The sequence below is a fragment of the Pseudomonas sp. 05N432 genome (assembly GCF_056396945.1).
Map to the genome: position 1 here is coordinate 42,492 of NZ_JBFTMM010000004.1, position 12,435 is coordinate 54,926.

A 12,435-nucleotide genomic window follows, 5' to 3' on the forward strand; every position below is an offset into this window, starting at 1 on the left:
TCGCGTTATTTCCAAATGACTGGATGAATGCGAAATAAATGCTAAGAACCTCTATACGGACACGCTAAAATGCCCGCCCGGCTAACCGCTGACCCTTTTCTAACGCGCCCCACAAGGTTCGCTACGTGATCGAGTTTCAAAACGTCCATAAAACTTACCGCGTCGCCGGTAAGGATATTCCTGCACTGCACCCCACCAATCTGTCGATTGAGAACGGTCAGGTGTTTGGCCTGATCGGTCACTCCGGCGCGGGAAAAAGTACCCTGTTGCGTCTGATCAACCGCCTGGAAAACTCCAGTGGCGGCAAGATCATCGTCGATGGCGAAGAAGTTACCGCGCTGGACGCCAATGCGCTGCGCCGCTTCCGTCAGCAAGTCGGGATGATCTTCCAGCACTTCAACCTGCTGGCCTCCAAGACGGTTGCCGACAACGTCGCGCTGCCGTTGACCCTGGCCGGTGAACTGTCGCGCAGCGAGATCGACCTGCGAGTGGCCGAGTTGCTGGCGCGTGTCGGCCTGGCCGACCACGCAAAGAAGTACCCGGCACAGCTGTCCGGTGGCCAGAAGCAGCGCGTCGGCATCGCCCGCGCCCTGGCGACCAAGCCAAAAATCCTGCTGTGTGACGAAGCTACCAGCGCCCTCGACCCGCAAACCACCGCGTCGGTCCTGCAACTGTTGGCCGAGATCAACCGCGAGCTGAACCTGACCATCGTGCTGATCACCCATGAAATGGACGTGATTCGTCGGGTCTGCGACCAGGTCGCCGTGATGGATGCCGGCGTGATCGTCGAGCAAGGTCCGGTGGCCGACGTGTTCTTGCACCCCAAGCACCCGACCACCAAGCGATTCGTGCAGGAAGACGAGCAGATCGACGAAAGCGAACAGCGCGACGACTTCGCTCACGTGCCGGGCCGTATCGTGCGCCTGACCTTCCAGGGCGATGCAACCTACGCGCCGTTGCTGGGCACCGTCGCCCGCGAAACAGGTGTGGACTACAGCATCCTCGCCGGTCGTATCGACCGCATCAAAGACGTCCCCTACGGGCAATTGACCCTGGCGGTCACCGGTGGCGACATGGAGGCGGCGTTTGCCCGCTTCACCGCAGCCGACGTCCACATGGAGGTGCTGCGTTAATGGAAGCCCTGATGAGTTTCTTCGCCAATATCGACTGGTTCGAAATCTGGCAGGCTACCGGCGACACCTTGCTGATGCTTGGCGGTTCGCTGTTGTTCACCGTACTGCTCGGCCTGCCGCTGGGTGTGTTGCTGTTCCTCTGCAGCCCGCGCCAGTTGCTCGAAGCCAAAGGCGTTTACGCGCTGCTGTCGCTGATCGTGAATATCCTGCGTTCGCTGCCGTTCATCATTCTGCTGATCGTGATGATCCCGTTCACCGTGTTGATCACCGGCACCTCGCTGGGCGTCGGCGGTGCGATCCCGCCGCTGGTGGTGGGCGCCACGCCGTTCTTCGCACGTCTGGTGGAAACCGCCCTGCGTGAAGTCGATCGCGGCATCATCGAAGCGACCCAGGCCATGGGCGCGACGACCCGTCAGATCATCGTCAACGCGCTGCTGCCGGAAGCCCGCCCGGGCATTTTCGCAGCGATCACGGTGACCGCGATTACACTGGTGTCCTACACGGCGATGGCCGGTGTGGTTGGCGCCGGTGGTTTGGGTGACCTGGCGATTCGCTTCGGTTACCAACGCTTCCAGACTGACGTGATGGTGGTGACGGTGGTGTTGCTGCTGGTGCTGGTCCAGGTTCTGCAAACCGTCGGCGATAAGCTGGTGGTGCACTTTTCCCGAAAATAAATGCAATCGCCAGCCACGGCTGGCAGGCGCTCGGAAGGGCGCCTCACAAGGAGTTTGCTGGATGAAAAAACTACTCGTCGCGTTCGCTGCCGTTGCAGCGTTCTCCGCTCAGGCCGCTGAAACCCTGACCGTCGCTGCTACTCCGGTTCCGCACGCGGAAATCCTCGAGTTCGTGAAGCCGGTACTGGCCAAAGAAGGCGTCGACCTCAAGGTCAAGGTGTTCACCGACTACGTACAGCCAAACGTACAGGTTGCCGAGAAACGCCTGGACGCCAACTTCTTCCAGCACCAGCCGTACCTCGATGAGTTCAACAAGGCCAAGGGCACAAACCTGGTGAGCGTTGCCGGTGTGCACCTGGAGCCGCTGGGCGCGTACTCCAACAAGTACAAGACCCTTGCCGAACTGCCAGGCGGCGCCAACGTGGTGATCCCGAACGACGCCACCAACGGCGGCCGTGCGCTGTTGCTGCTGGAGAAGGCCGGCCTGATCAAGTTGAAGGATTCGAAAAACATCCTGTCGACCGTCAAGGACATCACCGAGAACACCAAAGACCTGAAGTTCCGTGAACTGGAAGCCGCGACCATCCCACGCGTGCTGACCCAGGTCGACCTGGCGCTGATCAACACCAACTACGCGCTGGAAGCCAAGCTCGATCCGTCCAAGGACGCGCTGGTGATCGAAGGCAAGGACTCGCCTTACGTGAACATCCTTGTCGCCCGCGCGGACGACAAGGACAGCGACGCGATGAAGAAACTGGTTGCTGCGCTGCACAGCCCGGAAGTGAAGGCGTTCATTCTGGAGAAGTACAAAGGCGCGGTATTGCCGGCGTTCTGATCTGCTGATGTAAAACAAAACGGGGACACAATCACTGTGTCCCCGTTTTTTTATGCCTGAAACACTGACCTTGTGGGAGCGAGCCTGCTCGCGATGGGGCCATCACTGCCGACATCGATCTTGAATGTCAGTCCGCTATCGCGAGCAGGCTCGCTCCCACCTCAGGATTTGCAGTGTTATTGGCGCTTGAGCATCACCGGCAACTGGGCCACCAGTTTCGTGTTGTTCAACGGTGCACGAATGAACCCGCGCTGCGTACCGTCCGGCCCGATTACCGCCAAGTTGCCGCTGTGGTCGACGGTGTAGTTGGGTTTGCTGGTGTCCGCCGGAATGAACGGAATGCTCACCGCATTGGCGACTTTCTGCAGGTCTTCGACCGAAGCCGGCGTCAGGCCGACAAACTGCGGATCGAAGTAGCCCAGGTATTGCTTGAGCTGCTTGGGGGTGTCGCGGTTCGGGTCGACGCTGACCAGAATGATCTGCAACTTGTCGACCGCATCCGCTGGCAACTCGCTCTTGATCTGCCGCAGTTGCGCCAGCGTGGTCGGGCAGATGTCCGGGCAGAAGGTGTAACCAAAGAACAGCAGGCTCCACTTGCCTTTCAAGGCGTTGACCGTCACCGGTTGACCGTCCTGATTGGTCATCTGCACGTCCGGCAGGTTGCGGCTTTGCGGCAACAGGATGATCCCGGCGTCGATCAGCGCAGTCGGATCGCCCTGGCCTTTGCCAGACAGTACTTTGTTGACGGTAAGCCCCAGGACCAGCGCGATCAGGGCAACAAGAATGAAGACGGTTTTCTGGGTTCGGGTCATAGGTTCAACAATAAGTAGTGGTCTACGAGCAGGGCGATAAACAGCAGGAACAAGTAGTAAATAGAGTACTTGAAGGTACTGATCGCCGCATGCGGCTGAGTGCCACGGTACAGCACCACGGCCCATTGCAGAAACCTCGCGCCCAGTCCCAGGGCGCAAACCAGGTACAGCAAACCGCTCATGTGAATGACATAGGGCATCAAGCTCACGGCCAGCAGGGCAAAGGTGTAAAGCAGGATGTGGATCTTGGTGTAATGCTCGCCGTGGGTCACCGGCAGCATGGGAATATCGGCCTTGGCGTACTCCTCCTTGCGGTGAATCGCCAGCGCCCAGAAGTGTGGCGGGGTCCAGGCAAAGATAATCAGCACCAGCAGCAGCGGTTCGGCACTGACATGCCCGGTGGCAGCGACCCAGCCCAACAGTGGCGGCGCAGCACCGGCCAGTCCGCCGATAACAATGTTCTGCGGCGTCGCCCGCTTGAGAAAACCGGTGTAGACCACCGCATAGCCCAGCAGTGAGGCGAGGGTCAGCCACGCCGTCAACGGATTGGTAAAGGCCAGTAGCAAGGTTTGCCCGGCCACCGCCAGCAGCAGCGCGAAGGTCAGTGCGGCGGTCGGTGAAACCCGGCCTTCGGCCAGTGGTCGCTTGTGCGTGCGCGCCATTACCGCATCAATGCGCCGGTCCACGACATGGTTGACCGCCGCCGCGCCGCCCGCGCACAGGCCGATCCCCAGGTTGCCAAACACCAGCACCGTCCACGGCACCCCGGCACGCGTGGCGAGGAACATACCGACCAGCGAAGTGATCAGCATCAACACCACGACTTTCGGCTTGGTCAGCTCCAGATAGTCACGCCAGATCGCTTGGCGGTGACGTTCGCCGATCAGAGTCGCCATGGCATTTCTCCTTTTGTTGTTATCGGTCCGGCCGTGTGTTTACGCGGGCTGAAGCGCCAACGCCCGGGCGTCTGCTGCCTGACTCGAACCAGGCTCGTTCGTGCGTGATAGTTGACCAGCACCATCGTCAGCAACAGCGCCGCGCCGCCCGCGTTATGGGCAACGGCCACCGGCAACGGCAGGTGAAACAGCACATTGCTGATGCCCAGGGTGATCTGCACCGCCAACGCCCCCAGCACCAACCCGGCGAGTCGGGTCATGCCGACGACCTTGAGCTGCCAGGCCAGCCCCAGCAGCACTACTGTGACCAGCAAAGCGCCAATGCGGTGAGTCAGGTGAATCGCCGTGCGCGCATCGCTGTCGAGCTGCCCGCCGAGGTAATTGGGGCCGATGTGTTGGGTCAGGTGAAAGCCGTTGGCGAAATCAGCCGGTGGCAACCATTGGCCATGGCAGGTCGGGAAGTCGATACAGGCCACCGCCGCGTAGTTGGCACTGACCCAGCCGCCGAGGGCGATTTGCCCGATCACCAGCAACAACCCGGCCGTCGCCCAGTACTGCAGACGTCGCGGCACGATCAGCGCCGGCAACACGCCGGACAAGCGCAACGTCAGCAAAAACAACAGGCTCAAGGTCGCAAAGCCACCCAGCAAATGTCCCGTCACCACCTGCGGCCAGAGCTTGAGGGTGACCGTCCACATGCCAAACGCCGCTTGGGCAAACACCACCGCGAGCAAGAACAACGGCAACTTCAAGGGTTGGTCCAGATGATGACGATGGGTCCAGGCACGCGCCGCCAGCAACACAATCAACAAGCCAAGGGTGCCGGCGAAATAGCGGTGAATCATCTCGTTCCAGCCCTTGTGCGCAACCACCGGCGTGTCTGGAAAATGCAACTCGGCATGGGCCAGTTGGGCTTCGCTCTTCGGCACGCTGATAAACCCGTAGCAACCCGGCCAGTCCGGGCAACCAAGGCCGGCATGGGTCAGCCGGGTATAGGCGCCCAGCAAGACGACAATCAGTGCCAGCAAGGTGGCAAACAGCGCGAGGCGAAATCCAGGTTTGGCCATGACGATGCCCTTATCCGATGTTCGACAGTTTCAGCAGGTGGCGCAGGTCGTTGAGCAGGTCCTTGCCTTTGACGGTGGGGTCGAAGCGCAGCACCAGATTGCCGTGCGGGTCGATGATCCAGAGCTGCGCCGAGCCTTTGCCCTGAACATTTTTAGTGTAGGTCGAAAGGTCCAGTGGATAACGCTGCAACTGCGGGTATTCGCGCTTGAGCTTGGCCTCATAGTCCGCGCTCAAGGGTTGGGCGACGGCCAATGCGTGGCTGGCACGCGAGGCATCACGGCCCAGAGCGACCTGAATCTGCCGGGCCAGGTACACCAACTGCTGACAATCCACCGAGCAGTCCTGCGGTGTGGTCACCAGCATCTGCCAGCGGTCTTCGTCCGCCTGCACCCCCAGGTCGGCGCGGCTCTGACCGTTGCCGATCAGTTCACCGTGATAGCTGCGACCTTCCGGCACCCAGAACCGCAACTTGTACATGCCGGTGGCGAGGATCATCGGACCAATCACCATCAGCAGGATCAGCACCAGTTGCCAACGCCCACGACGACGTTGTGGTGCCTGCGCTTCAGACATGTTGGGTGGACTCATGGCCGCTCCCATGCTGTTTCTCCTTTGCGTTGTGCCATCCGAAGTAGAGATAAAGACCGAACAGCGCGAGCGCCATGGCGAACCACTGCACGGCATAACCGAGGTGTTTTTCCGGCCCCATGGCCACGACCGGCCAATCGGCCTCGTAGGACGCCGGCCCGGCTTCTTCACGTAATTCGTAAGCAAACCCGGTTCGGCCCAGCTCGCTCCAGAGCTTGGCCGGATCGATCGCCGTCACCAGCCGTGGCCAGTTGGCATTCGCCGGATCGGCGTGCAGTTGAAAGGTCGCACCGGGGGGGACATACACCCAGGCGTCGAGACTCAACGATTGCTCGGGGGTGGTGAACATGGGCGGTGTGCGCCGGTTCGGCCACGGCAGCCAGCCGCGATTGAGCAATAACCAGAGACCGCTCGCCTGGTCATGGAAGGGTTGCAGCAGCTCAACCCCTGGCCGGCCATTGCGGGTGCGGTTGTCCAGCAGGTAACTGTGGGCTGCATCGAACTGGCCATGCAGGCGAACGCGTCGAAATGCCGGGTCTTGAGTGTTCGACAGTAGTTCGCTGGCCATCGGTTCAGCCACACGGCGTTCGGCGTAGCTCGCCAGCAACACGCGTTTCTGCTCACCCCGGCTCAATTGCCAAAATCCCAGAAAGACCAGCAACGGCAGCAACACGAGGACCACCAGGGTCGGCGCGATGCCCGGCGCAAAGCGCTTCATGGCGCGGCCGAAAAGTAGATAAACAGGGTAGCTATACTCAAGTACATCGCATTCCCCCGGAGTCTCACCATGCTCAAAGCAGCCATCGTCCTGATGCTGATTGCCACGGTTGTCAGCCTGTTCAGCGGCCTGTTTTTTCTGGTCAAGGACGACAGCAGCTCAAAACGCCTAGTCACCGCCCTGAGTGTTCGTGTCGGCCTGGCTGCCATCACCGTCGGCTTGATTGCCTGGGGATTCTTCAGCGGCCAGCTGGTGTCCAGCGCCCCCTGGTAAGTGCCACCTCAAAGCACGTAAACGAAGACAAACAGGCCAATCCACACCACATCGACGAAGTGCCAATACCAACTGGCCGCCTCGAAGCCGAACTGGTGATCGCCATCGAAATGCCCACGCATGATCCGCATCAGCATCACGAACAGGATGATCGTGCCGATGGTCACGTGAGCGCCATGGAAACCGGTCAGCATGAAGAAAGTCGCGCCATACACCCCTGAACCCAGGGTCAACCCGAGTTCGTGATAGGCGTGGATGTATTCCTTGGCCTGGAAGCTGAGGAACGCACAGCCCAGCAGTACCGTCAGCGCCAGCCAGAGCTTCAGTGCGCCGCGATGGCCCTTTTTCAAGGCATGGTGGGCGATGGTCACCGTGACGCTGGAGCTCACCAGCAATACCGTGTTCAGCAGCGGCAAGCCCCAGGGACTGATGACTTCCTTGGGCGGCGGGAAGAGTGTCGGGTCAGGGGTGTGCAGCAGCGGCCAGGCGAACTGGAAGTTCGGCCAGAGCATGTGCGCGATACCCTTGCCGCCCTCACCACCGAGCCACGGCCCGGACAGGTTGCGCACGTAGAACAACGCACCGAAGAAGGCGATGAAGAACATCACTTCGGAGAAAATGAACCAGCTCATGCCCCAACGGAACGAGCGATCGAGCTGCGAGCTGTACAACCCTGCGCGGCTTTCCTTGATCACCGTGCCGAACCAGCCGAACAGCATGTAGGCCAGCAACAGACCACCCACGAAAAAGATCAGCGGGCCGTGGGATTCCGGGCGCGCGGCCTTGAGGTCGTTGAACCAGGTGGCCAGGCCAAACACCGTGACGAACATGCCGATCGTGGCAATGATCGGCCATTTGCTCTGGGCGGGAACGTAATAGTGTTCATGACTTGCCATTTATTGTTCTCCTTATCGGGCACGCTTGTACGTCTCAAGGACCGGCATTGGTGTTGGCCGCGACCGGTGGATGACGTGCGGTGATATCGAACAGCGTGTAAGCCAGTGTCAGGTGCTTCACATCCTTGGAAATCTCACGGTCAACGATGAAACGGACGGGCATTTCGATCCGTTCACCGGGTTGCAGCACCTGCTGGGTGAAGCAAAAGCACTCGGTCTTGTGGAAATACACCGCTGAGTCGCCCGGAGAAATACTCGGTATCGCCTGCGCGCTCATTGGGTGATCGGTCGGGTTGCGGGCGACGAAGATCATCTCGTTCACCGCCCCCGGATTGATCACCATGTCGTCGGCCTTGGGATAAAACTCCCAGACCATGTCCACGGCATTGGTCGACAGAAACTGCACGCGGATTTGCCGCGATTTATCGACCACTTGCTCACCTTCGTACTGCCCGGCGGTTTTTCCGTTGATGCCGAATGCCTTGCACATCACGTCATAGATCGGCACCAGGGCAAACCCGAAGATAAACATGCTGGCCACCACTAACAGCAGCCGGGTGACCAGTTTCTTCATGGAAATAGAGTCAGCCATGACAGCGAGCCCTCCACACAAAACCCTGTGGGAGCGAGCCTGCTCGCGAAGGCGTCGACGCGGTGTGTCTGATATACCGCCACCGTCGCGCCCACAAAGGTCATGGCGTTCATTTCACTTCCGGTGGCGTGACGAAGGTGTGATATGGCGCCGGCGACGGCACGCTCCACTCCAGGCCTTCTGCCCCTTCCCAGGGTTTCGCCGGGGCCGCCGGGCCGCCGCGGATGGTCTTGATCACGATGAACAGGAAAAAGAGCTGCGTTGCCCCGAAGGTGAATGCGCCAATCGACGACACCATGTTGAAGTCGGCGAATTGCAGGTTGTAGTCCGGAATCCGCCGCGGCATACCCGCCAGGCCCACAAAGTGCATCGGGAAGAAGGCCATGTTCATGCCGATGAACGACAGCCAGAAGTGCAGCTTGCCGAGGGTTTCGTCGTACATATGGCCGGTCCATTTCGGCATCCAGTAGTAGGCCGAAGCGAAGATCCCGAAGATCGCCCCCGGCACCAGCACGTAGTGGAAGTGCGCGACCACGAAGTAGGTGTCCTGGTACTGGAAGTCCGCCGGGGCGATGGCCAGCATCAACCCGGAGAACCCGCCAATGGAGAACAGGATCACGAATGCCACGGCAAACAGCATCGGTGTCTCGAAGGTCAGCGAGCCCTGCCACATGGTGCTGGCCCAGTTGAACACCTTGACCCCGGTGGGCACCGCGATCAGCAGCGTCGCGTACATGAAGAACAGCTCGCCCACCAGCGGGATGCCGACCACGAACATGTGGTGCGCCCAGACGATGAACGACAGGAAGGCAATACTCGCCGTGGCGTAGACCATCGAGGTGTAGCCAAACAGCGGCTTGCGGGCGAAAGTCGGAATGATCGAGCTGACGGCACCGAACGCCGGCAGGATCATGATGTACACCTCGGGGTGGCCAAAGAACCAGAACACGTGCTGGAACAGCACCGGATCACCGCCACCGGCAGCGCTGAAGAAGCTGGTGCCGAAGTGGATGTCCATCAGCATCATGGTCACGCAACCCGCCAGCACCGGCATCACCGCGATCAACAGGAACGCGGTGATCAGCCAGGTCCAGACGAACAGCGGCATTTTCATCAGGGTCATGCCCGGAGCACGCAGGTTGAGGATGGTGGCGATCACGTTGATCGCGCCCATGATCGAGCTGATACCCATCAGGTGGATGGCAAAGATGAAGAAGGTCACGCTTTCCGGAGCGTAGGTCGTCGATAGCGGGGCGTAGAAGGTCCAGCCGAAGTTCGGTCCGCCGCCCGGCATGAACAGCGTCGACACCAGCAGCAGGAACGCTGCCGGCAGCAGCCAGAAGCTGAAGTTGTTCATCCGCGGCAGGGCCATGTCCGGCGCGCCGATCATCAGCGGGATCATCCAGTTGGCGAGGCCGACAAACGCCGGCATCACTGCACCGAAGACCATCACCAGACCGTGCATGGTGGTCATCTGATTGAAGAACGCCGGTTCGACGATCTGCAGGCCGGGCTGGAACAACTCGGCGCGAATCACCATGGCGAACGAACCGCCGAGCAGGAACATCATGAAGCTGAACCACAGGTACAGCGTGCCGATGTCTTTATGGTTGGTGGTCAGCACCCAGCGCATCAGGCCCTTGGCCGGACCGTGGACGTGGTTGTCGACGATTGCATGACCGTGGTCATCGTTCACAGCATTCATGGCCTGTCTCCTGCAAACGGGTGGGCTGGGCGGCTCGGGGTGATTAGCCCCAAACGTTCAAGGGAACACGCAATAGACCGGGTCATTTGCTTGCCGCCTGTTTGAGGGCCAGTACGTCTTTAGGGGTGACCATGTCGCCTTTGTTGTTGCCCCAGGCATTTCGTTCGTAGGTCACGACGGCAGCGATATCGACTTCCGACAGCTGTTTGCCGAACGCCGCCATGGCAGTGCCGGGTTTGCCGAAGAACACACGGTGCAGGTGGTCCTCTATTGGACCGGTCGCGATGGGCGAACCTTTGAGTGCCGGGAACAGCGGTGGCATACCCTGGCCTTCAGGCTGGTGACAGGCAGCGCAGGTGGTGTGATAAATCTTGTCGCCGCGCTCCTTCAGCTCGTCGAGCGTCCACTCTTTGCTGGTCAGCTCCTTGAGCTTGGCGGCATCGGCTTTGCGCTCGGTCAGCCAGGTGTCGTAATCAGCCTTGGTCTTGACGTCGACCACTATCGGCATGAAGCCATGGTCCTTGCCGCACAGTTCGGCGCATTGGCCACGGTAGATGCCTGGCTTGTCGACGCGGGTCCAGGCTTCGTTGACGAATCCGGGAATCGCATCGCGCTTGACCGCGAACGCCGGCACCCACCACGAGTGGATGACGTCGGCAGAGGTCACCAGAAAGCGCACCTTGGCACCGATCGGCAGCACCAGCGGCTGATCGACTTCCAACAGGTAATTTTCGCCTTTGGCACTTTTGTTGTGGATTTGCTCTTGCGGTGTGGCCAGGTTGCTGAAGAACTCGACGTCCTGCCCCAGGTATTTGTAATGCCACTTCCACTGATAACCGGTGACCTGGATGTCGATATCCGGCTCACTGGTGTCGTACATCTTGATCATGGTTGCGGTCGCTGGAATCGCCATTGCCACCAGAATGATGAAAGGCACTATGGTCCAGAGAATCTCGACCGTCGTACTTTCATGGAATTTGGCGGCGACCTGCCCGGTGGAGCGTCGATGCAACATCATCGACCAGAACATGGCGCCGAAAACGATGATGCCGATCACCACACAAATCCAGAAGATGGTCATGTGCAGGTCGAATACTGCGTGACTGATCTCAGTCGCTCCAGGCGCCATATTCACAGTCCAGGCGGCTTGTGCCTGACTGAAAATCGACCACAACAGGAGGCCCATCCAGACATGTGGATGTCGCATCATTGCGGGTTCCCCTTATCGTTCTTGTTATCCCGCCGGCTAACACCGACGGCAAGGGAGCGGCTTTTTCAGACTACGAACTTGAATCGCCGAGCCTTGCTGCCTACGCAGTCGGGCGTCATCAGCTAACTCCATTCAGATCCGAGTATAGACAGCGAGTGCGACCTCGCAACGCGATGGCGTAAATGAGCTGAAACACCTGACACTTGCGCCACAGGCCACGGATGGAGAAGGATGTGGGATCGGTGATGGCAAATCGATATAACGCAGTGGCATCAAAGGTGAAATAATTATGACAAATACGTCTTAGCCACGTTTATAAGCAGGCTAACTTATGTCTTCCCCTATTTCCTTGCCTTCGTTTCCTGGAGTTTTCATGAACACCGCCGCATTGCGCGAGCAGATTCAACGTGCACAACAACATGAAGCCGAAACCGGTCAGCTGACCCGTCAGCTGGAAGTCCAATTGCCGCACCTGCATTCATCCATTCAATTGCCGGACATCGACGCCAAGGGCGTGATGACCCGTTTTGTCACCGCTTATATAGAACAAGTGCCGGACTTGCTCGATGCTGCCAACGACGTAGCGCGCGAAGCGGGTATCGAGTCGCAGATCAAACCGGTGCTGACAATCGCCGAGCAGTTCTTCCTCCAGCCACCGGCGATCATGGCCGGTCACGAAGGCCTGGATGGTCTGCTGGACGAGGCCTACCTGGCACATCGCCTGGTAGAAGAGGTTAATGACCTCTACATCAAACATTTCGGCCAGCCACTGATCCCATTGGACATGACTGTCGCCAACCTGATTGCCCACCAACTGATCGGCGAGGACTTCGCCAATCAACTGGATGAGGCTGTGCATCACGCCGTTGATGAGATGCTGAACGAAGCAAGCTTCGCGCTGGAGTCCGTCGAAGCCTACCGGGAAAAACTCAACAGTCCGGACACCGGCGCCGCCTGGAAGCGTTGGCCATGCCTGTCGCGCCAGCTGGGCGTAGGCCTGGAACTGGATCAGCCAGCGGCTTGATCCAACTGTAA

The 12,435-nt window shown here is 59.6% G+C and carries 14 protein-coding genes; 5 read left to right on the top strand and 9 right to left on the bottom strand.

The window, feature by feature from the left end:
• The first annotated feature begins 125 nt into the window (after positions 1 to 125).
• The 3 genes from AC1DHT_RS05835 (at position 126) to AC1DHT_RS05845 (ending at position 2,642) form a co-directional block, all read left to right on the top strand.
• Positions 126 to 1,133 carry a methionine ABC transporter ATP-binding protein gene (locus AC1DHT_RS05835; RefSeq protein ID WP_427542109.1) on the top strand — a complete coding sequence of 336 codons (1,008 nt, stop codon included), beginning with the start codon at positions 126 to 128 and terminating at the stop codon, positions 1,131 to 1,133.
• Complete coding sequence (locus AC1DHT_RS05840) at positions 1,133 to 1,807, top strand: methionine ABC transporter permease (protein ID WP_103314902.1); 675 nt, start codon at positions 1,133 to 1,135, stop codon at positions 1,805 to 1,807. Before AC1DHT_RS05835 ends, AC1DHT_RS05840 begins: the two co-directional genes overlap by 1 nt.
• Before the next feature lie 61 nt (positions 1,808 to 1,868).
• A complete protein-coding gene (locus AC1DHT_RS05845) occupies positions 1,869 to 2,642 on the top strand; it encodes a MetQ/NlpA family ABC transporter substrate-binding protein (RefSeq protein WP_427542114.1) in 774 nt (257 codons plus the stop codon).
• A 176-nt stretch (positions 2,643 to 2,818) separates the two neighbouring features.
• Here the strand turns inward: AC1DHT_RS05845 and AC1DHT_RS05850 are convergent, their stop codons facing one another.
• From AC1DHT_RS05850 to AC1DHT_RS05870, 5 genes are read right to left on the bottom strand one after another with little or no spacing between them, the layout of a single operon-like run.
• Positions 2,819 to 3,454, bottom strand: coding sequence for an SCO family protein (locus AC1DHT_RS05850; RefSeq protein ID WP_123427008.1), 636 nt, complete (start codon positions 3,452 to 3,454; stop codon positions 2,819 to 2,821).
• Complete coding sequence (gene cyoE / locus AC1DHT_RS05855) at positions 3,451 to 4,350, bottom strand: heme o synthase (protein WP_427542118.1); 900 nt, start codon at positions 4,348 to 4,350, stop codon at positions 3,451 to 3,453. Before cyoE ends, AC1DHT_RS05850 begins: the two co-directional genes overlap by 4 nt.
• On the bottom strand, positions 4,338 to 5,417 hold the full coding sequence (locus AC1DHT_RS05860; RefSeq protein WP_427542121.1) for a COX15/CtaA family protein: 1,080 nt from the start codon (positions 5,415 to 5,417) through the stop codon (positions 4,338 to 4,340). The genes cyoE and AC1DHT_RS05860 overlap by 13 nt, the downstream gene beginning before the upstream one ends.
• Positions 5,418 to 5,427: 10 nt before the next feature.
• The gene (locus tag AC1DHT_RS05865; RefSeq protein ID WP_427542124.1) at positions 5,428 to 6,018 is read right to left on the bottom strand and encodes a hypothetical protein; all 591 of its coding nucleotides are present in this window, start codon (positions 6,016 to 6,018) and stop codon (positions 5,428 to 5,430) included.
• The gene (locus AC1DHT_RS05870) at positions 5,984 to 6,724 is read right to left on the bottom strand and encodes an SURF1 family protein (protein ID WP_427542127.1); all 741 of its coding nucleotides are present in this window, start codon (positions 6,722 to 6,724) and stop codon (positions 5,984 to 5,986) included. The genes AC1DHT_RS05865 and AC1DHT_RS05870 overlap by 35 nt, the downstream gene beginning before the upstream one ends.
• A 69-nt stretch (positions 6,725 to 6,793) precedes the next feature.
• On the opposite strand from AC1DHT_RS05870, the gene AC1DHT_RS05875 reads away from it, so the two are divergent.
• Positions 6,794 to 6,997 (top strand): twin transmembrane helix small protein, encoded by a 204-nt coding sequence (locus AC1DHT_RS05875; protein ID WP_019694466.1) that lies wholly within the window; start codon positions 6,794 to 6,796, stop codon positions 6,995 to 6,997.
• Positions 6,998 to 7,005: 8 nt separating this feature from the next.
• Here AC1DHT_RS05875 and AC1DHT_RS05880 read toward each other — a convergent pair whose 3' ends face one another.
• The 4 genes from AC1DHT_RS05880 to coxB all read right to left on the bottom strand — a co-directional run bounded on the left by AC1DHT_RS05880 (position 7,006) and on the right by coxB (position 11,400).
• Entirely contained in the window at positions 7,006 to 7,893 is an 888-nt protein-coding gene (locus AC1DHT_RS05880; RefSeq protein ID WP_054594932.1) for a cytochrome c oxidase subunit 3, read from the bottom strand.
• Between the two features lie 34 nt (positions 7,894 to 7,927).
• Positions 7,928 to 8,485 carry a cytochrome c oxidase assembly protein gene (locus AC1DHT_RS05885; protein ID WP_427542130.1) on the bottom strand — a complete coding sequence of 186 codons (558 nt, stop codon included), beginning with the start codon at positions 8,483 to 8,485 and terminating at the stop codon, positions 7,928 to 7,930.
• 109 nt (positions 8,486 to 8,594) lie between these two features.
• Positions 8,595 to 10,190: a cytochrome c oxidase subunit I gene (gene ctaD / locus AC1DHT_RS05890; protein ID WP_427542133.1), complete on the bottom strand. Its 1,596-nt coding sequence runs from the start codon at positions 10,188 to 10,190 to the stop codon at positions 8,595 to 8,597.
• Positions 10,191 to 10,272: 82 nt separating this feature from the next.
• Positions 10,273 to 11,400 carry a cytochrome c oxidase subunit II gene (gene coxB, locus AC1DHT_RS05895; protein ID WP_427531115.1) on the bottom strand — a complete coding sequence of 376 codons (1,128 nt, stop codon included), beginning with the start codon at positions 11,398 to 11,400 and terminating at the stop codon, positions 10,273 to 10,275.
• 373 nt (positions 11,401 to 11,773) lie between these two features.
• Here coxB and AC1DHT_RS05900 point away from each other — a divergent pair, with 373 nt between their 5' ends.
• Positions 11,774 to 12,424, top strand: a complete 651-nt coding sequence (locus AC1DHT_RS05900) for a hypothetical protein (protein WP_427542136.1) — start codon at positions 11,774 to 11,776, stop codon at positions 12,422 to 12,424.
• Positions 12,425 to 12,435: the final 11 nt, after the last annotated feature.

Excerpts from the sequence above, each read along its gene's own strand:
- AC1DHT_RS05840 (WP_103314902.1), top strand. The coding sequence starts at position 1,133 with ATGGAAGCCCTGATGAGTTTCTTCGCCAATATCGACTGGTTCGAAATC.
- AC1DHT_RS05845 (WP_427542114.1), top strand. The coding sequence starts at position 1,869 with ATGAAAAAACTACTCGTCGCGTTCGCTGCCGTTGCAGCGTTCTCCGCT.
- AC1DHT_RS05850 (WP_123427008.1), bottom strand. The coding sequence starts at position 3,454 with ATGACCCGAACCCAGAAAACCGTCTTCATTCTTGTTGCCCTGATCGCG.
- cyoE (WP_427542118.1), bottom strand. The coding sequence starts at position 4,350 with ATGGCGACTCTGATCGGCGAACGTCACCGCCAAGCGATCTGGCGTGAC.
- AC1DHT_RS05860 (WP_427542121.1), bottom strand. The coding sequence starts at position 5,417 with ATGGCCAAACCTGGATTTCGCCTCGCGCTGTTTGCCACCTTGCTGGCA.
- AC1DHT_RS05865 (WP_427542124.1), bottom strand. The coding sequence starts at position 6,018 with ATGGGAGCGGCCATGAGTCCACCCAACATGTCTGAAGCGCAGGCACCA.
- AC1DHT_RS05870 (WP_427542127.1), bottom strand. The coding sequence starts at position 6,724 with ATGAAGCGCTTTGCGCCGGGCATCGCGCCGACCCTGGTGGTCCTCGTG.
- AC1DHT_RS05875 (WP_019694466.1), top strand. The coding sequence starts at position 6,794 with ATGCTCAAAGCAGCCATCGTCCTGATGCTGATTGCCACGGTTGTCAGC.
- AC1DHT_RS05880 (WP_054594932.1), bottom strand. The coding sequence starts at position 7,893 with ATGGCAAGTCATGAACACTATTACGTTCCCGCCCAGAGCAAATGGCCG.
- AC1DHT_RS05885 (WP_427542130.1), bottom strand. The coding sequence starts at position 8,485 with ATGGCTGACTCTATTTCCATGAAGAAACTGGTCACCCGGCTGCTGTTA.
- ctaD (WP_427542133.1), bottom strand. The coding sequence starts at position 10,190 with ATGAATGCTGTGAACGATGACCACGGTCATGCAATCGTCGACAACCAC.
- coxB (WP_427531115.1), bottom strand. The coding sequence starts at position 11,400 with ATGATGCGACATCCACATGTCTGGATGGGCCTCCTGTTGTGGTCGATT.
- AC1DHT_RS05900 (WP_427542136.1), top strand. The coding sequence starts at position 11,774 with ATGAACACCGCCGCATTGCGCGAGCAGATTCAACGTGCACAACAACAT.